At 72.9% G+C, this 19,598-nt stretch carries 18 protein-coding genes; 9 read left to right on the top strand and 9 right to left on the bottom strand.

Annotated features, from left to right (window positions below; genetic code table 11):
* Positions 1-13: 13 nt before the first annotated feature.
* Both AB0F03_RS21670 and AB0F03_RS21665 read right to left on the bottom strand, forming a co-directional pair.
* On the bottom strand, positions 14-454 hold the full coding sequence (locus tag AB0F03_RS21670) for an Lrp/AsnC family transcriptional regulator (protein WP_356826175.1): 441 nt from the start codon (positions 452-454) through the stop codon (positions 14-16).
* 60 nt (positions 455-514) lie between these two features.
* Complete coding sequence (locus AB0F03_RS21665; RefSeq protein ID WP_361994327.1) at positions 515-1,864, bottom strand: transaminase; 1,350 nt, start codon at positions 1,862-1,864, stop codon at positions 515-517.
* 340 nt (positions 1,865-2,204) lie between these two features.
* On the opposite strand from AB0F03_RS21665, the gene AB0F03_RS21660 reads away from it, so the two are divergent.
* Positions 2,205-2,672, top strand: a complete 468-nt coding sequence (locus AB0F03_RS21660) for a hypothetical protein (RefSeq protein ID WP_361994323.1) — start codon at positions 2,205-2,207, stop codon at positions 2,670-2,672.
* A gap of 4 nt (positions 2,673-2,676) precedes the next feature.
* Here AB0F03_RS21660 and AB0F03_RS21655 read toward each other — a convergent pair whose 3' ends face one another.
* The gene (locus AB0F03_RS21655) at positions 2,677-2,886 is read right to left on the bottom strand and encodes a hypothetical protein (protein ID WP_361994320.1); all 210 of its coding nucleotides are present in this window, start codon (positions 2,884-2,886) and stop codon (positions 2,677-2,679) included.
* A 321-nt stretch (positions 2,887-3,207) separates the two neighbouring features.
* Between AB0F03_RS21655 and AB0F03_RS21650 the strand changes: the two genes are divergently transcribed.
* From AB0F03_RS21650 to AB0F03_RS21635, 4 genes are all read left to right on the top strand, one after another.
* Positions 3,208-4,443 (top strand): serine hydrolase domain-containing protein, encoded by a 1,236-nt coding sequence (locus AB0F03_RS21650; protein ID WP_361994317.1) that lies wholly within the window; start codon positions 3,208-3,210, stop codon positions 4,441-4,443.
* 563 nt (positions 4,444-5,006) lie between these two features.
* The gene (locus AB0F03_RS21645) at positions 5,007-5,627 is read left to right on the top strand and encodes an L-threonylcarbamoyladenylate synthase (protein ID WP_361994314.1); all 621 of its coding nucleotides are present in this window, start codon (positions 5,007-5,009) and stop codon (positions 5,625-5,627) included.
* 218 nt (positions 5,628-5,845) lie between these two features.
* On the top strand, positions 5,846-6,601 hold the full coding sequence (locus tag AB0F03_RS21640; protein WP_361994311.1) for a dienelactone hydrolase family protein: 756 nt from the start codon (positions 5,846-5,848) through the stop codon (positions 6,599-6,601).
* A 199-nt stretch (positions 6,602-6,800) separates the two neighbouring features.
* Positions 6,801-7,949 (top strand): glycoside hydrolase family 64 protein, encoded by a 1,149-nt coding sequence (locus AB0F03_RS21635; RefSeq protein WP_361994720.1) that lies wholly within the window; start codon positions 6,801-6,803, stop codon positions 7,947-7,949.
* A gap of 56 nt (positions 7,950-8,005) precedes the next feature.
* On the opposite strand, the gene AB0F03_RS21630 is transcribed toward AB0F03_RS21635, so the two are convergent.
* Both AB0F03_RS21630 and AB0F03_RS21625 read right to left on the bottom strand, forming a co-directional pair.
* Positions 8,006-10,405 (bottom strand): M4 family metallopeptidase, encoded by a 2,400-nt coding sequence (locus AB0F03_RS21630; protein ID WP_361994308.1) that lies wholly within the window; start codon positions 10,403-10,405, stop codon positions 8,006-8,008.
* A 301-nt stretch (positions 10,406-10,706) separates the two neighbouring features.
* Positions 10,707-11,522, bottom strand: coding sequence for an SAM-dependent methyltransferase (locus AB0F03_RS21625; protein ID WP_361994306.1), 816 nt, complete (start codon positions 11,520-11,522; stop codon positions 10,707-10,709).
* A 119-nt stretch (positions 11,523-11,641) separates the two neighbouring features.
* Here AB0F03_RS21625 and AB0F03_RS21620 point away from each other — a divergent pair, with 119 nt between their 5' ends.
* A complete protein-coding gene (locus AB0F03_RS21620) occupies positions 11,642-13,156 on the top strand; it encodes a metallophosphoesterase (protein ID WP_361994303.1) in 1,515 nt (504 codons plus the stop codon).
* A 67-nt stretch (positions 13,157-13,223) separates the two neighbouring features.
* Positions 13,224-14,285, top strand: a complete 1,062-nt coding sequence (locus AB0F03_RS21615; RefSeq protein WP_361994300.1) for an LLM class flavin-dependent oxidoreductase — start codon at positions 13,224-13,226, stop codon at positions 14,283-14,285.
* On the opposite strand, the gene AB0F03_RS21610 is transcribed toward AB0F03_RS21615, so the two are convergent.
* Entirely contained in the window at positions 14,257-15,318 is a 1,062-nt protein-coding gene (locus AB0F03_RS21610) for a TauD/TfdA family dioxygenase (protein WP_361994297.1), read from the bottom strand. The two genes, AB0F03_RS21615 and AB0F03_RS21610, sit on opposite strands and share 29 nt — an antisense overlap.
* A gap of 168 nt (positions 15,319-15,486) precedes the next feature.
* Between AB0F03_RS21610 and AB0F03_RS21605 the strand changes: the two genes are divergently transcribed.
* Positions 15,487-16,098 carry a DNA polymerase ligase N-terminal domain-containing protein gene (locus tag AB0F03_RS21605; protein WP_361994294.1) on the top strand — a complete coding sequence of 204 codons (612 nt, stop codon included), beginning with the start codon at positions 15,487-15,489 and terminating at the stop codon, positions 16,096-16,098.
* Positions 16,099-16,122: 24 nt separating this feature from the next.
* Here AB0F03_RS21605 and AB0F03_RS21600 read toward each other — a convergent pair whose 3' ends face one another.
* From AB0F03_RS21600 to AB0F03_RS21590, 3 genes are all read right to left on the bottom strand, one after another.
* On the bottom strand, positions 16,123-17,376 hold the full coding sequence (locus AB0F03_RS21600; RefSeq protein ID WP_361994291.1) for an MFS transporter: 1,254 nt from the start codon (positions 17,374-17,376) through the stop codon (positions 16,123-16,125).
* A gap of 362 nt (positions 17,377-17,738) precedes the next feature.
* Positions 17,739-18,209: a peroxiredoxin gene (locus AB0F03_RS21595; protein WP_361994288.1), complete on the bottom strand. Its 471-nt coding sequence runs from the start codon at positions 18,207-18,209 to the stop codon at positions 17,739-17,741.
* Entirely contained in the window at positions 18,206-18,610 is a 405-nt protein-coding gene (locus tag AB0F03_RS21590) for a hypothetical protein (protein ID WP_361994285.1), read from the bottom strand. The genes AB0F03_RS21595 and AB0F03_RS21590 overlap by 4 nt, the downstream gene beginning before the upstream one ends.
* A gap of 129 nt (positions 18,611-18,739) precedes the next feature.
* Between AB0F03_RS21590 and AB0F03_RS21585 the strand changes: the two genes are divergently transcribed.
* Positions 18,740-19,498 (top strand): IclR family transcriptional regulator C-terminal domain-containing protein, encoded by a 759-nt coding sequence (locus AB0F03_RS21585; RefSeq protein WP_361994281.1) that lies wholly within the window; start codon positions 18,740-18,742, stop codon positions 19,496-19,498.
* The last annotated feature ends 100 nt before the right edge of the window (positions 19,499-19,598 follow it).

Genomic DNA, 19,598 nt, shown 5'->3' with positions numbered 1-19,598 from the left:
ACTCCCCCGGTGGTCAGCCCACGTCCCACAGGAAGCGGTGCGTGTGGATGCCGAAGTACGGGAAGGACCGGATCTCGCGGACGCCCTCGACGGGGCGCACCACGTCGTTGACGAAGTCCAGCAGTTCCTTGGGGCCGGGGGCGACCACCTCGGCGAAGAGGTCGAAGCCGCCCGAGGTGAGGACGGAGTAGACGACCTCGGGGCGTTCGGCCAGGGCGTCGGCGACGGTGCGGGGGTCGCCGTCGACACCGATGCCGAGCAGGGCCATGGCCTGTCCGCCCATGGCCATCGGGTCGGTGACGCCGACCACCTGGACGGCCCTGGAGTCCAGCAGGCGCTGCAGGCGCTGCCGGGCCGCCGAGGCGGACAGGCCGACCCTGGGACCGAGGTCGGCGTAGGCGATGCGGCCGTCGGTCTGGAGTTCCCGCAGGATGGCGCGGTCGATGTCGTCCATGTCCTTCATGCCCCTCATGCCCCCCATATCCCTCGTGTCCCGGCTCTCTCCCGGCCTCGCTCAGCCGGCCAGTTCGGCGAGCGCGGCGGCGAAGACCTCGGTGTGGATGTCGACGTCCTGCTCGGTGGTGTCGGGGCACATCAGGGCCATGTTGTGGAACGGGGTGAGCAGGATGCCCCGGTTGGCGAGGTAGAGGTGCAGGAAGTCCTCCAGCTCCGGGTCGGCGGCCGTCGCGGACTCGGTGCCGGTGCGCGGGGCCGGGGAGGTGAAGCGGTACTCGGTACGGGCTCCGAGGCGGCTGACCGACCAGGGCAGTCCGTGTGCCTGGACGGCGGCCCGGACACCCGCCTCGAAACGCTCGGCGAGGGTGGCCATCCGGGCGAACGCGTCGTCCGTGAGCACGTGTTCCAGAGTGGCCCTGGTAGCCGCGACCGACAGGGCGTTGCCGGCGAGGGTGCCGCCGACGCCGCCCATGTCGACGAGGTCCAGGTCGGCGCGGGCCAGCAGCCGGTCGGCCAGTTCGGCGGACAGGCCGTAGGCGCCGGCCGGGATGCCGCCGCCGATCGCCTTTCCGATGGTGAGCAGATCGGGCTCCAGGTCCCAGGCGGCCGTGCAGCCGCCGGGTCCGGCGGAGAACGTGTGCGTCTCGTCGTTGACGAGCAGGGTGCCGTAGCGCCGGGTCAGTTCGCGGACGCCGGCGAGGTAGCCGGGTTCGGGCAGCACGATGCCGATGTTGGTGAGGGCGGGCTCCATGAGGACGGCAGCGACGTCGCCGTGAGCCAGCTCCCGTTCCAGCCCGGCGAGGTCGTTGAATTCGGCAACTCTGCTGGTCAGCGTCACGTCACAGGGCGCGCCGACGTTTCCGGGGCGGGCGGTGCCGGTGCCGTCCGGGCCGGTGACGATCAGTGACTCGTCCACGCTGCCGTGGTAGCAGTAGCTGTTGACCAGGATCTTCGGGCGGCCGGTGACGGCACGGGCCAGCCGGATCGCCCAGCGGTTGGCGTCCGTCGCGGTGAGGGAGAAACTCCAGCGCGCCAGGCCGAACCGGCGGGTCAGTTCGGCTCCGGTCCACTCGGCGTCCTCGGTGGGCAGCATGGCGGTGGCTCCGCCGAGGTCGGCGTACCGCCGCTGGACCGCCTCGGTGACCGGAGCGGGTGAGTGGCCGGCCATCGCACCGGTGTCACCGAGGCAGAAGTCGACGTACTCGTGCCCGTCGATGTCGGTGACCCGCGCGCCGCGCGCCGCGGCGAGATAGCGCGGGAAGGCGCCCGCGGTCTTGTTCATCCACGTCATCGGCACCCGGCCGAAGAGGTGGTCGGCGCGCGCGTAGGCCGCTCGCGAGCGAGGGTTGCGGCGTTCGGCCTCGGCGCTCTCGCGCGACAGGAGGGCGGGCAGACGCGTGCGGTCCATGGAGTACCTCGCGAAGACGGCGACGGAATGCCGTGACCATACGATGGAAGAGGCGGCCGATTCAACAGGTCGCAATCGATTCGAGTGCGAGGACGAACGAAACGTGCGCCCGGCTGACGGTCGGTCGCCGTGCGGGTGACGCGTCCCCCCTCGTCCGGCTGACGAACCGGCAAGCGGAGTTCGAACGTCCCGGCTCAAACGCCACGGTTCGCCACCCCTTCCGCGCCGTAGAAGTATCTACAACCATGCATGTGCCGGGTGGGCGTACGGACATACGCGGGGCCCGGTCACGGTTGCTCCCTGCGCTCAGGCAGGCGGGCGAGGAGACCCGGAGCAGCGCATGACGAACATGATGTGGACGCGGGGCGTGGAGTGGCTGGCCGCGGCGGCGGCCGACCCGCGCGGCTGCAAATGGGAGTGGGATCACGGCGAGGGCATCGCCCTTCTGGAGGCGGGCCGCTTCTGGGACATGCTGAGCGTCCCCGACCGGCTGGGACTGCTCACCCTGGACCTGCTGTGGCGGCCCGCGCTGCCGGTGCCGGGGCCGACCCTGGTGGACACCGCGGCCGGGCGGGTCGGCTTCCTGCTGCCGCCGGACCCGAACGGGGGCTGGGTGGGCGCCGGACTGCGGTACGCGAGCAAGGGGACGTGGGTGGCCGTGCCGCCGCCGTACCGGCCCGCCCGCTACCTGGAGTGGCTCGTACCGCCCGACGGCACCGGCACCCTCCACGCGCCCGGTGCCCTGGAGGACGCGCTGCGGCAGGCCAACGGCGCCCTCGCCGTCCTTGCGCCGCTGTGCGGACGGTAACGGATCACCCCCGGCCGGACTCGCGCCGGGAGGGGACGGCGGGGCCGGAGAGGGCCGTCCACAGTCCCTCGGGCTCGGCGGGGACGGTCCGCCCCTGCGCCCGCCACTCCGCGACGAGCCCGGCGTAGACCGGCTCCCGGCCGTTGTCCACCCGGCCCAGCAGGCGCATCCGGTCCACGCGGTCCCTCCGGTCCATCCAGTCCAAGCGGTCCATGCCGGGGCAACGCCCCCGGCCCGCCGCCGGTGCGCTCCGCGCCGGCCGCTCACCGGGTCGGGTGAGGCCATCGCCCGAACGGCCCTGCCGCCCCCCGGACAAGCGTTCCCGCCCGTCCGGCCCGGTCCCGCCGGGTGCGTACGGGACGGGGGCCGGCCGACCGGCGGTCCCACCCGTCCGCTCCGGTCCCGCCGGGTGCGTACGGGAGGGGGCCCGGCCGTCGCGCGCGGTGGGCCGGGCGCTCCTATGCTGAGGAGATCCGGGCTCGGCGTCTCGCTCAGGTCGCCTCTCACGCGTCTGTCACGTGGTTGGAGTCAGCCCATGTCGCCTTCGTCCGCGCGCCTGCGCAGGGGGGCCACCGCCGCCGCGCTCGCGGGAACGCTGTTCGTACCGCTCGCCGCGGGGACGGCACCGGCCGCCGTACCGGCCGCACCCGCCTCGGACACGCCCGGTCCCTCGAGTTCGGATGTCCGCGCCCTGTCCCCCGGCGTGGCACGCCAGGTCGACGCGGCCGTACGGCGGGTGCGGCGCGAGACCGGCACCCCCGGCGTGAGCGTGGGCATCTGGACACCGGGACAGCCCGGTTACGTCCGCTCGTTCGGCGTCGCCGACAAGTCGACCGGTCGCCGGATGACCCCGGACATGTACACGCGCATCGGCAGCGAGACGAAGACGTTCACGGTGACCGCCCTGCTCCAGCTCGTGGACCGGGGCAAGCTCGGTCTGGACGACCCCATCGGCAAGTACGTCGACGGCGTACCCAACGGTGACAAGATCACGTTGCGTCAGCTGGCCGGCATGCGCAGCGGGCTGTTCAACTACTCGGAGGACGACGCCTTCTTCAAGGCGCTCACCTCCGACCCCCGGCGCCCCTTCACGCCCCAGCAGTTGCTCGCCTACTCCTTCAAGCACCCGGTGCTCTTCCAGCCGGGCGAGAAGTTCTACTACAGCAACACCAACCTGATCCTGCTCGGCCTGGTCGTGGAGCAGAAGAGCGGGCAGCGCCTCGGGGACTACATCCAGCGGCACATCCTCGATCCGGCCGGCATGAAGCACACGCTCTTCCCCGCGGGCAACGAGTTCCCCGCGCCGCACCCGCAGGGCTACACCGACCAGACGGCGGACGGGAAGACCGCGGACACCGCCGACTGGGACCCGTCCTGGGGCTGGGCGGCCGGGGCGATGATCTCGACCCTGGACGATCTGCGCATCTGGGCGCGCACCGTGGCCACCGGCCAACTGCCCGACGGCAAGCGGATGGTCAGCGCCGCCGCGCAGAGGCAGCGCCTCATCACCCCGGCGACGCCGATCCCGGGCGCCGGGTACGGGCTGGGGATCTTCGACGTGCAGGGCTGGATCGGCCACAACGGCTCCCTGCCCGGCTACGAGTCGCTGACCGTCTACCTCCCGTCGACGCGCACGACGCTGGTGATCGTCCTCAACACCGACATCGACCACGGCAAGAACGAACCCAGCACGCTGTTCGGTCAGGCGGTCACACAGATCGTCTCGCCCCGGCACGTGTTCGACCTGCCGGCCGAGCCGGCGGCCAGGTGAGACGCGCAGCCGCCGAGTGACCAGGGGCCGGGCGGCACACCGGACATGGCTCCGCCGGCGGCCTGGGGGGGGGGATCGGCCGCCGGCGGAGACGCCACGCCCGGGGCGGGGGGACGTCCCCGGGCGGCTCCTCCCTCGTTTGCCCCGGCTCCCGGAAAGTACGCCCATCAATTTCGGACGATCGGAACGGCGGGCGGAACGAGAAGGAACGGCCCGGTCCGTTCCGCACGGTCGCTCCATCAGCAGGGCGTCGGCGGCCCCCCGCACGGTGGCGCCCTGGTGCTCCGCGAGGTGACGCAGCAGGTTCAGCGGGCCCTCGGGCGGCTCGGGACGGGCGTAGTCGCGGGCGACCAGCCCGTCCAGGGCCCGGTGCAGCGCGGGCAGGGCGTCGGCGAGCGCCGAGGCGACACTGTCGACGTCCCGCTGGGGAGCGTTGGATCCGGGCACGCCGCCACGACAGGTGTGACGTCATACCTATGTCAGACGCGTCCGTGGCCCCCGGCGGGTGCCACGGGGCACCGCCCCTGCGCGCGGGGCGTCCACCGACGGAATAAGCTCGTCGAATGGCGAAGTACTTCGACGTGCACCCCGACAATCCGCAGGCACGCAGCATCGGCCAGGTCGCCGACGCGGTCCGCTCGGGGGCGCTCATCGCATATCCGACCGACTCCTGCTACGCGCTCGGCTGCCAACTCGGCAGCCGGGACGGCATGGACCGGATCCGCTCCATCCGCCGGCTGGACGACCGGCACCATTTCACGCTGATGTGCCGGGACTTCGCGCAGCTCGGCCAGTTCGTCCGGGTGGACAACGACGTGTTCCGGGCCGTGAAGGCGTCGACGCCCGGCAGCTACACGTTCATCCTGCCGGCCACCCGCGAGGTGCCGCGCAAGCTGCTGCACCCGAAGAAGAAGACCGTGGGTGTGCGCATCCCCGACCATGTGGTCACCCAGGCGCTGCTGGCGGAGCTGGGCGAGCCGCTGCTGTCCAGCACCCTGCTGCTGCCGGACGAGGAGGAGCCGCTGACCCAGGGCTGGGAGATCAAGGACCGGCTCGACCACGTGGTGGACGCGGTGGTCGACTCCGGAGAGTGCGGCACCGAGCCGACGACGGTGGTCGACTTCTCGGGCGGGGAGGCGGAGATCGTCCGCCGGGGAGCGGGCGACCCGAGCCGTTTCGAGTGAACGCGCGGGAGGCCGCGTACGCGGCCGTCGCCCCGCCTCCCACCGCCGAAGAGATCACGACCGCCGAGCCGCACGCGCCCCGGTAGCCGGTCCGCGTGGCCGCGGCCGGACGCCGCTGCCGCGGCACCGCTCGTGGATCTTGCGTGGCAGCATGGGGCCAGTCGTGGCGCCGGGCAGGGAACCGCCCGCGTCCGTCCCCGAGGGAAGGCCTTCTCACCATGACCGATGTCCGGGCGACCAGCGTCGACATCACCACCGAGGACGGTGTCGCCGATGCCTGCCTCGTCCAGCCGGCCGACGGGCGCCCCCGCCCGGCCGTACTCCTCTACCAGGACGCCTACGGGCTGCGCCCGCACTTGCGGTCGATGGCCGAACGGCTCGCCGCCGCCGGCTACACGGTGCTCGTGCCGAACGTGTTCTACCGTCTCGGCCGGGCCCCGGTGCTGGACCTGCCGGCGTTCATCGACCCGGCCGCCGACCCCACCATCTGGGAGCGGCTCGGACCGGTACTGGCCGGCCTGACGCCCGACCTGGTCAAGCGGGACGCGGACGCCTACCTGCGGTGGCTGGCCGACAGTCCGGCGGTGGCAGACGGCCCGGTCGCGCTGACCGGCTACTGCATGGGCGCACGGCTCGCCCTGTGGACCGCGGGTGCCCACCCGGACCGGGTCGCGGCGGTGGCCGGCTTCCACGGTGGCCGCCTGGCCACCGACGACCCCGGCAGCCCGCACCTGGAGGCGCCGGGCATCACCGCGGAGCTGTACTTCGGGCACGCCGACGACGACCCGTCGCTGCCCCCGGAGCAGGTGGCGCGCTTCGAGGAGGCCCTGACGGCCGCCGGGGTACGGCACACCTGCGAGGTCTACGCAGGCGCGCACCACGGCTTCACGCAGGCCGACACCCCCGCCTACGACCGGGAGGCCGACGAACGGCACTGGGCGGCCCTGCTCGGCCTGCTCGAGCGCACCTTCTGACGGCGGGTCCGGCGCCCGCGGACCGGCGGGCGCCGGACCGATTCGGTCCGGAACATTGACATGCACGTGTCCTGGCATGAATCTGAGAGCGCTCTCAGAACAGGTACGGACCAGACCGTACGACCCCGACCCCACACGGAGGTGGAGAGTGCCTCACAGGCTCACCCGTCCCGCCCTGCCCCTGGCCGCCGCCGCGGCGCTGATCGGCGGAGCCCTCACGCTCGGCGCACCGGTCCGCGCCGACGCCGCCGTCCCGGACACCATCCCGCTGAAGATCACCAACAACTCGGGCCGTTCCGACCAGGTCTACGTCTACGACCTCGGCACCCAGCTGTCCTCCGGGCGGCAGGGCTGGGCCGACGCGAACGGCACGTTCCACCCCTGGCCGGCGGGCGGCAATCCGCCGACCCCCGCACCGGACGCGGCCATACCCGGCCCGGCCGCCGGACAGTCCACGACGATCCGCGTCCCGAAGTTCTCCGGCCGGATCTACTTCTCGTACGGCCAGAAGCTCGACTTCCGGCTCACCACCGGCGGGTTGGTGCAGCCGGCCGTGCAGAATCCCTCCGACCCCAACCGGAACATCCTCTTCAACTGGTCGGAGTACACGCTCAACGACTCCGGTCTGTGGCTCAACAGCACCCAGGTGGACATGTTCTCGGCGCCGTACGCGGTCGGGGTGCAGCGGGCCGACGGCGGTGTGAGCACCACCGGGCACCTGAAGTCCGGTGGCTGGAACGGCTTCTTCAACGCGCTGCGCGGACAGCCTGGCGGCTGGGCCAACCTGATCCAGACACGGCCCGACGGCACCGTGCTGCGCGCGCTGTCCCCGCTGTACGGCGTGGAGACCGGCGCACTGCCGGCGAACGTGATGGACGACTACGTCAACCGGGTCTGGCAGAAGTACACGACGTCGACCCTGACGGTGACGCCGTTCGCCAACGACCCGAACACCAAGTACTACGGCCGGGTCTCGGGCGGCGTCATGAACTTCACCAACACCGCCGGCGCGGTGGTCACCAGCTTCCAGAAGCCGGACGCCTCCAGCATCTTCGGCTGCCACAAGCTGCTGGACGCACCGAACGACAACGTGCGCGGCCCCATCTCCCGTACGCTGTGCGCCGGTTTCAACCGGTCGACCCTGCTGGTGAACCCCAACCAGCCGGACACGACGACGGCGAACTTCTACCAGGACACGGTGACCAACCACTACGCGCGCAAGATCCACGCGCAGATGGCCGACGGCAAGGCCTACGCCTTCGCCTTCGACGACGTCGGCAACCAGGAGTCACTGGTGCACGACGGCAGCCCTCAGCAGGCGTATCTCACGCTGGACCCGCTGAGCTGACATGACGACGGTCCCGCACCCGGGGAACGGGTGCGGGACCGCGGTCAGGTGCGGGATCAGCCGGTCGTCAGGGCCGTGTCGTCCACGACGAAGCTGGTCTGGAGGGACGCGTCCTCCACGCCGTTGAACTTCAGCGTGACGGTCGAGCCCGCCAGCGAGGACAGGTCGAAGGACTTCTGACTGTAGCCGGAGGCCGCGTTGGCGTTCGAGTAGGTCGCGAGGGTCTTCGAACCGGCGGTCACCGTCAGCTTGTCGTAGGCGGTGGTGCCGGTCTCCGCGGTGTCGATGTGCAGGTAGAAGGTCAGGGTCGCCTTGCAGCCCGCGGGGATCGTCACCGACTGGGACAGCGAGTCGGTGTGCGTGGAGCCGTAGCCGTTCAGCCAGGCCTTGTAGGAGCCGCCGTGGGCCGCCTCACCGCTGTCGGTGGTGATGACACCGCTGGACGCGGTCCAGCCGGTGCTGCCGGACTCGAAACCGGGGTTGCTCAGCAGCTGGGCCGAGCCGCAGCCGCCGCCGGTCGAGCTGACCGTCCAGCCGAAGGTGGTGGTGCCGGTCGCGCCGGTGGAGTCGGTCACCGTGACGGTGGTGCTGTACGTCCCCGCCGTGGTGGGCGTGCCGGAGATCAGACCGGTCGAGCTGTTGACCGACAGGCCGGCCGGCAGGCCGGAGGCGCTGTAGGACAGCGCGCCGCTGTTGGTGCTGCTCGCCTGGATCTGGAGGCTGACGGCCGTGCCGACGGTGGTCGACTGGCTGCCCGGGTTGGTGACCGTCACCCCGCTGCTCGGCGGGTTGATGTGGCTGCCGACGTTGATGCCGGCGAAGGCGTTGCCCACTCCCGCGTACTGCGTGGAGTTGGTGCCGTACAGCGCGGCGGCGGCGTTCAGGGCGGCGGTGCGGGCGGCGGCGTAGTTGGTGCTGGACGTCATGTACGTCGTCAGCGCCTTGTACCAGATCTTCAGGGCGGCGTCGCGGCCGATGCCGGTGACGGCGACCCCGTCGGAGGTCGGGCTGTTGTAGGTCACGCCGTTGATGACCTTGGTGCCGCTGCCCTCGGACAGCAGGTAGAACATGTGGTTCGCCGGGCCCGAGGAGTAGTGCACGTCCAGGTTGCCGACGCCGGAGTACCAGCTGTCGGCCGAGCCGCCGTCCTTGCTGGGCTTGTCCATGTAACGCAGCGGCGAGCCGTCGCCGTTGATGTCGATCTTCTCGCCGATGAGGTAGTCACCGGGATCGGACGTGTTGTTCGCGTAGAACTCCACGCCGGTGCCGAAGATGTCCGAGGTGGCCTCGTTCAGGCCGCCCGACTCACCGCTGTACTCCAGACCGGCGGTGTTGGAGGTGACGCCGTGGCTCATCTCGTGGCCGGCCACGTCCAGCGAGGTCAGCGGGTCGTTGTTGCCCGTGCCGTCGCCGTAGGTCATGCAGAAGCAGCCGTCGTCCCAGAACGCGTTGACGTACGCGTTGCCGTAGTGGACGCGGGAGTACGCGCCGACGCCGTCGTTCTTGATGCCGCTGCGGCCGAAGGTGTTCTTGTAGAAGTCCCAGGTCTCCTGCGCCCCGTAGTGCGCGTCGGCGCCCGCGGTGGCGGCGTTGGAGTTGGTGCCGTCGCCCCAGGTGTCGCTGGTCTGCGAGAACAGCGTTCCGGTGCCCGAGGTGCCGTGGTTCAGGTTGTACGTCTTGTGACCCCCGCGGGTCCCGTCGGTCAACGTGTAGTTCGAGCCCGACTGGGTCGTCGTCAGCGTCACCTGGCCGCTGTACCGGGTCTTGCCGACGCCGGTGTCGACGGCCTGGAACCGGTGCAGCTCCTTGCCGGTGGTGGCGTCGGTGATGACGTGCAGCCGGCTGGGCGTGCCGTCGTCCTGGAAGCCGCCGATCACCGTCTCCCAGGCGAGCTTCGGGGTGCCGGTGCCCGCCCAGATCACCTTGCGGGCGCTGTCGGCGGCGGGCTTCTTGGCGTCCAGGGCCTTCGCGGCCTTCAGCGCCTTGGTCTCCGCGGCGGCCTTGGTGTAGGTCGCGGTGGTGGAGCGCACCCGTATCGTGCGCTTGTTGTTGAAGGTGGTGCTCACGGTTCCCGCGGCCTTCGAGGCGGGCGGGGTGTGCACGACGAGGTCGCCGCCGAGGACGGGGAGTCCGGCGTACGTGCGCTCGTACCGCGTGTGCACGGTGCCGTCGTTGTCCTTGACGACGTCCCGGACGACCAGCTTCTCCTGGGCGCCGAGCCCGAGGGTGCGGGCGATCGTGCCGGTGCTCTGCCGGGCGCTCTTGATCAGCGCCTGGTGCTGGGCCGGGCTGAGGCCGGCTGCCAGGCCGCCGCCGCGCAGGGGGCTGGGGTGGGGAGCGGCCGGTGCGGCGGTGGCCGGTACGGCCTGGAGACCGACGGCGAGGAAGGCCGCGGTGGAGACCAGGGCGGCTCCGACCGTGGCCCGCTTGTGGGGAAGGGCTCTGTGGGGTCTCACTCGTACTCCTACTGCTGCGGCCGCAGGTGTGCGGCCGATGACAGACCGGGCGGACGGGTCTGCCGCCCGGGCGAGCTGAGCTGTGCGGGACCGTGATCCGTGTACGGGTGGGGTGGATCAGCGTTCGCAGGGAGAATGACAGCCCTGACCGGACCATGTCATCCAACGGCGGGTCAATCGAGGGTTTTCCCCCTGTCCGCCCGCCACCGCTTCGCCGCCGGAGAACACAGACACCCCGCACCGGCCGGCGCCCCCTGCCCCGGCTGGGGGGAGGGGGCGCCGGCCGGTGCGTGCAGGGGAGTTATGGCTTGCGGGCCAGTCCGCCGTGTTCGGCGACGACCTCCGGCGTGGGCCCGCCGGGCTCCGGGCGCCACTGCGTGACCGGGACGACGCCGGGCTCGATCAGTTCCAGGCCGTCGAAGTACGCGGTGATCTCGTCGACGGTGCGCAGGTTGTACGGGACGGCACCGCTGTCGTTGTAGGCGTCCTGCGCCTCCTCGAAGACCGGGTCGATGCCGCGCGAGCCGTCGTTGACGGCGAGGTGACTCCCCGGCGGCAGGGCGTCCATGAGCCGGGTCACGATGGAGCGGGCCCGGTCGTGGTCGGCGACGTGTCCCAGGATGTTGCTGAGGATGAGCGCGGTGGGCCGGCCGAGGTCCAGCGTCCGGGCGGCGGCCTCCAGGATGCGGTCCGGGTCCGTCACGTCCGCGTCGATGTAGGCCGTCGCGCCCTCGCGGGAGGAGTACAGCAGCGCGCGGGCGTGGGCGAGGACCATCGGGTCGTTGTCGACGTAGACGATCCGCGCCTCGGGGGCGAGGCCCTGCGCGACCTCGTGGGTGTTCTGGGCGGTCGGCAGACCGGTGCCGACGTCCAGGAACTGCCGGATGCCCGCCTCGGACACCAGATACGTGATGGTACGGCGCAGGAAGGCACGGCTGCCGCGGGCGATGGTGACGATGCCCGGGAAGACGGCCGTGTACGCGTCGCCGGCCTCTTCGTCGACGGGATAGTTGTCCTTGCCGCCGAGCCAGTAGTTCCAGATGCGGGCCGAGTGCGGCACCGACGTGTCGATCTTCTGGCGCATCGATTCTTCGGGCGTCGTCACAGGGTCGGTCATGGGTCGGGTCCGTCTTTCAGCCGAGGCGTGGATCATTCACGGCACAACTTACGTGCTCCTGCCGGTTCCTGACCCGTCCGTCCGGGTTTCCGGGGACGCCGGTTGTTACCGTGCACCGCGTGTCTGACTCCTCACGCGATACCGCACAGGGCGCCGGCTGGGGCGCCGCCGAACGCGGCACGTACCAGCGGCTGATGCCGGCCCGCACCGAGAAACTGTCGTGGCTGGACCCCCGGACCCTGTGGGCCGCGCGCAACGGCGTGCTGGCGTCCTGGTTCGGTGACCCCACGGGCCGTACCCGCAGCCGCTGGGTGGCCCTGCGGGCGGCGGCCGGCGCGCCCGCCGACAAGCCGATCCGGCGGGACGTGCCGGACCGGTTCTCCTTCATGGTGATCGGGGACACCGGGGAGGGCGGCGACTCCCAGTACGCGGTGGTGCCGGGCTTCCTGAAGGTGGCGCGGGACACGGAGTTCGCCGTCATCGCCAGTGACGTCGTCTACCCCGTCGGCAGCGCCGACGACTACGGCCGCAAGTTCTTCCGGCCGTACCGGGACTATCCCGCGCCGATCTACGCGATACCGGGGAACCACGACTGGTACGAGGACCTCGGCGCCTTCATGCGCGTCTTCTGCGCCGACCCCCCGCCGCTCGCCCCGGAGCCCCGGCCCCGCCCCCTGACCCGTGCCTGGTGGCGTTCCCTGCTGTGGCACCGGGCACGCCCCGCCGACGAGCAACGGCTCGCCGAGGCGCGGCGGTTGCGGTCGGCGCCGGGGCAACAGGCCGTACAGCCGGGGCCGTACTGGGCGATCGACGCGGGACCGGTGCGGATCGTCGGCATCGACACCGGGCTGCTGGGCACCATCGACGCCGAACAGGGCGCCTGGCTGCGGGAGATGTCCCGGGGGACCCGGCCGAAGATCCTCGTCACCGGCTCGCCGCTGTACGTCGACGGCGAGCACCACCCGTGCCCCATCGAGGGCGGCGGCACGGTGGACGACATCGTCCGGGACCCGGAGCACCACTACGTGGCGGCGATCGGCGGTGACATCCACAACTACCAGCGGTACCCGGTCGAGGTGGACGGCCGCACCGTCCAGTACGTGGTCGCGGGCGGCGGCGGGGCGTTCATGCACGCCACGCACACCATCCCGCGGGTGTCGGTCGGCGGTGTCACCGAGCGCGACTTCCGCTGCTATCCGCTGCGCGGCGACTCGCTGGCCTTCTACAGCCGGCTGTACGGCCACCGGCTGCGGCTGCCCCGCTTCTTCGGGCTGACGGCGGCCGAGGCGACGGCCGTGATCGCCGAACGGCTGGGCATCGAGCCGGGCCGTACGCAGGAACCCGGCGCCCGGATCACCCGCCGCACCCGGCTGGTCGCGAGCCTGCTCGGCGCCGGCCGCCGGCCGGAGCGGACCGCCCGGTTCCGGCTGCCGGTGCGGAAGATCTACACCCAGCTGTTCTCACCGTCCTCCACCACCTACAGCCCCCCGTTCTTCAAGTGCTTCCTGCGGCTGGACGTCGGCCCGCGTGAGGTCCGGCTGCGCTGTTTCGCCGCGACCGGCAACCGCCTCCAGGAACTCGACCCGCCCGTCGAGGACGAGGTCGTGATCCCGCTCCCCGGCCCGCCGAACTGATCACACGGCTATCACATTCGCCTGCCAGAATCAGGTCCGTAGCGACGTACGACCGCTGGAGGAGCCCGTGCCGTCCACCCCTCGCCCCCTGCGCAGGCTGGGCTTCCTCACCATCGGCCTGTTCGACGCGGCGGACCCCGGCCGGGGCCACGAGTCCACCCTGGAGATCATCGAACTGGGCGAGCGGCTCGGCTTCGACAGCGCCTGGGTGCGCCACCGCCATCTCCAGTACGGCATCTCGTCCCCGGTCGCCGTCCTCGCCGCCGCTTCACAGCGCACCCGCCGCATCGAACTCGGCACGGCGGTGACACCGCTCGGCTGGGAGAACCCGCTGCGGCTCGCCGAGGACCTCGCGACCGTCGACGTGCTGTCCGGCGGCCGGCTCAACCCGGGGGTCAGCGTGGGTCCTCCCCAGCACTTCGACGAGGTCAGGGACGCCCTCTATCCGGACACCGCCGACGCGGAGGACTTCGGGCACGAGCGCGTACGCCGGCTGCTGGACCTGGTGCGCGGCGAGCCCGCCACCGGCTTCCGCGGGGAGGAGGGCTTCGAGGTGTTCTCCTCCGTGGTCCAGCCGCACTCCCCCGGCCTCGGTCGGCGGCTGTGGTACGGCGCCGGCAGCCTCGGCTCGGCCCGCTGGGCGGGCGAGCACGGCATGAACCTGCTGACCAGCAGCGTCGTCAAGGCCGAGGACGGCGCGGGCGGCGCACCGGACTTCGCCGGGACACAGCTGTCCCACATCCGGGAGTTCCGGGCCCATCACCCGGACGGGGACGCGGCCCGCGTCTCCCAGGGGCTGGTGGTGATCCCGACCGACTCCGCGAGCCCCGGGCAGCGTGCCCGGTACGCCGAGTACGCGGCCCGGCGGCTGCCCCGTACGGCCTCCCCGCAGGGCCCGGCGCGGCTGCTGTTCGCGCCGGACCTGGTCGGCACCTCGGCGGAGCTGGCCGAACGGCTGCACGCCCACGCCGCGTTCCGCGAGGTCGACGAGGTGGCGTTCGCACTGCCGTTCACCTTCGAGCACGAGGACTATGTGCAGATCCTGACGGACATGGCGACGAAGCTGGGTCCGGCGCTGGGGTGGCGGCCCGCCGGCCGACTCACCACTGCCCCGCCGCCGGTCCGGTGACCGGCTGCGACGGCGTGCCGTCCACGCCCACCGGCACGTCTCCGGCGAGCATCACCCGGTGCATGATCCGGGGGGCGCCGAGGTGGGCGTTGTCACTCGGGGCGAGGTGGATCGTGGCCCGGTTGTCCCAGAAGGCAACGCTGCCGGGCTCCCAGCGGAAGCGGACGGTGTACTCGGGGCGCACCGCCTGCTCCAGCAGCATCTCCAGCAGTGCGGCGCTCTCCGGCCGGGAGACGCCGGCGATCTGCTCCACGTAGTAGCCGTTGACGAACAGCACCCGCTCCCCCGTCTCCGGGTGCACCCGCACGAGCGGGTGCACGGAGGCCACCTGGTGGTCCAGGAGGTGCCGGACGTACGCGTCGTCGCCCGGCCGGGGCTGGTAGCCGACGCCGAGCCGGTGCTCGGCGCGCAGCCCGTCGACGAAGGCGCGGACCGGCGCGGACAGTCCGGAGTAGGCGGCGGCCAGACTGGCCCAGGTGGTGTCGCCGCCGTAGGGCGGGACGGTCTCGGCGCGCAGGACGGTCGCGGCCGGCGGGTCGATCCGGGCGCCGTGGTCGCAGTGCCAGCCGCGCAGCAGGGTGTGCCGGCGGCGCCGCAGCCACTCCTCGTGCTCCATGCCGAAGCGGCCGCCCAGTTCCAGCCGGTCGGCCGTGGTCTCCACCTCGGGGAAGCCGGCCGGTGAGGCACCGCCCCGCCGGGCGGGGACGACGGGTTCGCCGAAGCGGCGGGCGAAGGCGACATGGCCGGCGTGGTCCAGGTGCTGGTCCCGGAAGAACACCACCTTCCAGCGCAGCAGGGCCTGCCGGACCAGGGTCACCACGGCGTCGTCGAGCGGCCCGGTGAGGTCGACACCGGTGATCTCGGCACCGATGTGCCCGGCCACGGGCCGGACCTCCACCCCGGAGACCGTGAGGTCCCCGCCGGGGGCCGTCGCCCCGGCACGGGCATCCGCCGCCGTCCCGCGAGCGGGCGGCCGTCCCTGCACGTCCGTGTCCCGCTCCGGCTGCCCCGCTGTGACCCTGTGCGTCGTCATGCGCGCTCCGATGCTCGTCCGGTACCGGCTCCGCTCAGATCGTGACACCGAGGCCCCCGCACCGCGAACTCCCCCCGCGTCACGCTCCCGCCGGACGGCGCCGCCGGCTGAACCGGCCGTCTGGGGGGTACCCGGGCGCGTGAGGCGGACGCACGGAAGGAGCCGCAGGTGGCAGCGGAGGACCGGCTGCGGACGTACCGCGGCAGGCGTGACTTCGAGCGGACCCGCGAGCCGTCGGGCCGGGCGGCCCCCGCCGGTGACGCCGGGCCGCGGTTCGTGGTGCAGATCCACGACGCCCGCCGGATGCACTTCGACTTCCGGCTCCAGGTCGGCGACGTCCTGAAGTCCTGGTCCGTGCCCAAGGGCCCGTCGGACGACCCCGGGGACAAGCGGCTCGCGGTGCCCACGGAGGACCATCCGCCGGCGTACGAGGACTTCGAGGGCGTCATCCCGAAGGGCGAGTACGGCGGCGGGACCGTGATCGTGTGGGACCGGGGGACGTACGAGCCGCTGAGCCATGACCGCCGGGGCCGCCCGGTGGACTTCGCCGAGTCCCTGGAGCGGGGGCACGCCACCTTCCGGCTCCGCGGCGCCAAGCTGCACGGAGATTACGCCCTGACCCGCTTCCGCGACGGCACGGACGGGGAGGAGGCGTGGCTGCTGGTCCGCAAGGGCCCGGCCCGCCCGGACGCGCACGGCACGCCGGATCCCCGCCGGGCCCGCTCGGTGCGCACGGGACGGACGCTGGCCCAGGTCGCGGCGGCCGGCGGCGAGCGGTGACGGCCGGGTTCCCGGGAGGCCCGGTCACCCGGTGGCGGTGGGCCCGTCGTGCCCGGTCCGCCGGTCCACGCGGTGGATGTCGGGGACGCAGAGGTTGAGGACGGCCGCCGCGGCGATCATGCCGGCGCAGGCCAGGAGCACGCCCCTGCTGTCCCAGGCCTGCGCGGCGAGGGCGGTGACGAGGTAGCCCAGGGGGACGGCGAGGCGCTCACCGACTCCGTTGAGGGCGCTCATGCGTCCCTGCTCGGCCGGTGGCACGTGCCGCTGGAAGGCGGTGGTCCAGGCGACGATCGCGATGTCGAGCCCGATCCCGGCGAGCGCGGCGGCCGACAGGACGAGGGTCAGCGGTGCGCCCGCGCCCATGGCGGCGAGCGGGAGGGCGAGGGCGCCGCTCGCCGCGACCGCCACGGTGAGCAGCCGGGCCGGTGTCCAGCGCAGGCAGACCAGGGTGCCGGCCAGCAGCCCGCAGGCGAAGGCGGCCTGGACGAGACCCCAGTCGCGGGCTCCGCCGTAGTCCCGGGCGGCGACGAGGGGACCGAGGAGCTGGAAACCGGCGAGCCAGGCCGCGACGAGGACGGTGCCGGCGGCCGTGTAGGTCCACAGCCAGGTGCGCGAGCGGAAACCGGACCAGCCCGCGCGCAGGTCGGCCAGGACGCCGCCGCGGGGGGTCGCGGGAGCGCCCAGGCGCAGACCGAGGAGCAGGAAGGCCGCGACGGCGTAGGTGGCCGCGTCCCAGGCCAGCGCCCAGGCAGCGCCCGTGGCCGCCACGACGAGACCGCCGGCGACCGGGCCCAGCACCCTGACCGCGTTGCCCGGCAGCCGGAGCAGCGCGTTGGCGCGCTGGAGGTGTTCCGGGGCCACGATCTGGGCGACGGCGCCCTGGGCGGCGGGGACGGTGAAGGACGCCGCGGTGCCGGAGAGGAAGCCGCACGCGGCGATCGACGTCGTCGTCGCGTGTCCGGTGGCCACCGTGACGGCCAGTGCGCCCTGGGCGCCCGCCGCCAGCAGATTGCCGAGGAAGAGGATGCGGCTGCGGGACAGGCGGTCCGCGAAGAGGCCTCCCGCGAGGAGGAAGACGATGGTCGGGACGGTGTTCGTGGCGAGCACCAGCCCGAGGGAGCCCGCTCCGCCGCCCTGCTCGATGACGGAGTACGCCAGGGCGAGCGGGGCCATCGCGGTCCCGGTGGCGGAGACGAGCTGGGCCGACGCGAACCGCCGGAAGGGCGCGGTCCGCCACGGCGTGCCGGGGATCGTCGGTGCGTCGGCGGCGGTTTTCATGGTCTCCCTCGGGCGGAGCGGCGGCCGGGGCGGCGGACCGGTGCCGGATCGACGGCTGCGGCCCCAACTGGCTTACCGTAAGCCTATGTTCACGCCGCCAGCAGCTTCCCGCCCCCCGCCCCGGGAGGCTACCCGGCGTACCGCGCGGCGCGGTGGCCGACGGCACCGCTCACGCCATGTCCGCCGGCCGGGTGTCACCGCCCGGCTGATCAGCCCACCGGAGCGGCGCGGTACCGCCCGGCCCGGGGCCGGACGTCCCCGGAGGGGGCGCGGGGAACTGCGCGTCCGGCCCGGCGCACCCGCGCCCGGAAGGCGGCCGGTGGGCACCGCTCCTCCTCCGGCGCACCTCCGCGGGAGCCGGTTCAGCCCTTGCGGGCGTGCAGGGCCGCGAGGGCCCGGTCGGCGTGGGTGTTCATGCGCAGTTCGCTGCGGACGACGTCGAGGACGGTACGGTCCGCGTCGATGACGAAGGTGACGCGCTTGGTCGGGGCCAGGGAGAAGCCGCGCCGGACGCCGAACCGCTCACGGACCGTGCCGTCGGTGTCGGAGAGCAGCGGCATGCCGAGGCGGTGCCGGCCGGTGAAATCCCGCTGTCTGTCCACGTCGTCCCCGCTGATGCCGACGGGACGGGCGCCGACGGCGGCGAACTCGGCGGCGAGGTCGCGGAAGTGGCAGGCCTCGGCGGTGCAGCCGGGGGTGAGGGCGGCGGGATAGAAGAAGAGGACGACCGGTCCGCCGGCCAGCAGCTCGGTGAGCCGGCGGACGGTCCCGGTCTCGTCGGGCAGGGCGAAGTCCTCGGCCCTGTCCCCGGCCGCCAGGGGGCGCCGGGTCACCGCTGCCCCTCCCCGGTGCGTCCGTTCCCGTCCGCCGCGCCGCGGGCCACCTCGCGGGCCCACAGCACCAGAGGCACCTGGAGCGGTAGCCGGGCGAGGGCGGCGGTCCGCTGGGGGGTGGGCCGCTCGCGCGAGTCGACGGCCAGCTGGACGTTGGCCGGGAACACACCGACGAAGAAGGCCGCTGCCGCCCTGGCCGCCGCGGCGCGCGTCCTGGGTGCCGCGATGCCGGCCGCCAGGGCCAGCTCTACGGCTCCGCTGCCGTACGTCCACGTCCGGGGCGAGCCCGGCAGCCGGCGGGGAATCGTCGCGTCGAACCGCCGCGGGGCGGCGAAATGGGCGACCCCGGACACGGCCAGGAGGCCGGCGAGCAGCAGGGGCGAGCGTTCGGACCGGGACACGGATTCTCCTCTGGTGGCCTGCCGCCGGATATTACTGGACGGTAGGTACCACGTCGCGCACCGCGGCCGGGCCGTGCCGGCCCCGGTCCTGGCCTTGCCCGCACCAGGCCCGCGGCGCAACCTGGTGCTATGGGCGCTCAGGACGGCCCCACCCTCATCACGTCCGTGCAGCGTGCCCTCCGTCTGCTGGAGGCGGTGAGCGCGCACGAGAACGGCGCGCCGGCCAAACAGCTGGCACGCGAGACGAGGCTGCCCCTGGGCACCGCCTACCACCTGCTGCGCACCCTGGTCCACGACGGCTACGTACGGAAACTGGACGACGGCGGCTTCGTCCTGGGCGACCGGCTGGGCTCCCTGCACGCGGCCGGCAACGCGCAGACGCTGCTCAGCCGCGTACGCCCCGCGCTGGCCGCCCTGCGGGACGAGCTGCCCGGCGCCGTCTACCTCACGCTCTACGAGGAGGGCGAGATCAGGGTCGCCGATATCGTCGACGGTCCCCGTACGCCGCGGGTGGACCTGTGGGTGGGGTTCGAGGACGCCGGACACGCCACCGCGCTGGGCAAGTCCGTGTTGCGCGAGCTGGACGAGGAAGGGCGCCGGGAGTACCTGTCACGGCACCACCTCGCCGATCTCACGCCACGGACGATCACCAGTCTCCCGGAGCTGCTCCGCAGGATCGAGTCACCGCCCCTCGCGCCGGCCGTCACGGACCTGGAGGAGTACGCGCTCGGCACCGTGTGCGTCGCCGTGCCCGTCTACCGCGGGGACACCCTCGGCTCCCTCGGCGTCTCCCTGCCGGTGGAGCGGCGGACCGAGCTCCAGGAGATCCGGGCCCGCCTGGTTCCGCTGGCGGTCCGGGTGAGCCGGAGCCTGTCGCTCACCATCTGAAAAGCCGCCCCTTGCGGTGCCCCCCGCCCGGCCCGTTCCCTGGAGGAAACGGACACATCCGGGTGTGCGCACCCCTACCGGCGAGGACTGCGGACGCGAC

It is taken from the genome of Streptomyces sp. NPDC028722, from assembly GCF_040637655.1.
Taxonomy (GTDB): domain Bacteria; phylum Actinomycetota; class Actinomycetes; order Streptomycetales; family Streptomycetaceae; genus Streptomyces.
This window is presented reverse-complemented; position numbering and strand designations above follow the sequence as displayed.

What these genes read in the sequence shown, in the direction of transcription:
- AB0F03_RS21670 (WP_356826175.1), bottom strand. Translation starts at nt 454, where the DNA reads ATGGACGACATCGACCGCGCCATCCTGCGGGAACTCCAGACCGACGGC.
- AB0F03_RS21665 (WP_361994327.1), bottom strand. Translation starts at nt 1,864, where the DNA reads ATGGACCGCACGCGTCTGCCCGCCCTCCTGTCGCGCGAGAGCGCCGAG.
- AB0F03_RS21660 (WP_361994323.1), top strand. Translation starts at nt 2,205, where the DNA reads ATGACGAACATGATGTGGACGCGGGGCGTGGAGTGGCTGGCCGCGGCG.
- AB0F03_RS21655 (WP_361994320.1), bottom strand. Translation starts at nt 2,886, where the DNA reads ATGGACCGCTTGGACTGGATGGACCGGAGGGACCGCGTGGACCGGATG.
- AB0F03_RS21650 (WP_361994317.1), top strand. Translation starts at nt 3,208, where the DNA reads ATGTCGCCTTCGTCCGCGCGCCTGCGCAGGGGGGCCACCGCCGCCGCG.
- AB0F03_RS21645 (WP_361994314.1), top strand. Translation starts at nt 5,007, where the DNA reads ATGGCGAAGTACTTCGACGTGCACCCCGACAATCCGCAGGCACGCAGC.
- AB0F03_RS21640 (WP_361994311.1), top strand. Translation starts at nt 5,846, where the DNA reads ATGACCGATGTCCGGGCGACCAGCGTCGACATCACCACCGAGGACGGT.
- AB0F03_RS21625 (WP_361994306.1), bottom strand. Translation starts at nt 11,522, where the DNA reads ATGACCGACCCTGTGACGACGCCCGAAGAATCGATGCGCCAGAAGATC.
- AB0F03_RS21610 (WP_361994297.1), bottom strand. Translation starts at nt 15,318, where the DNA reads ATGACGACGCACAGGGTCACAGCGGGGCAGCCGGAGCGGGACACGGAC.
- AB0F03_RS21600 (WP_361994291.1), bottom strand. Translation starts at nt 17,376, where the DNA reads ATGAAAACCGCCGCCGACGCACCGACGATCCCCGGCACGCCGTGGCGG.
- AB0F03_RS21585 (WP_361994281.1), top strand. Translation starts at nt 18,740, where the DNA reads ATGGGCGCTCAGGACGGCCCCACCCTCATCACGTCCGTGCAGCGTGCC.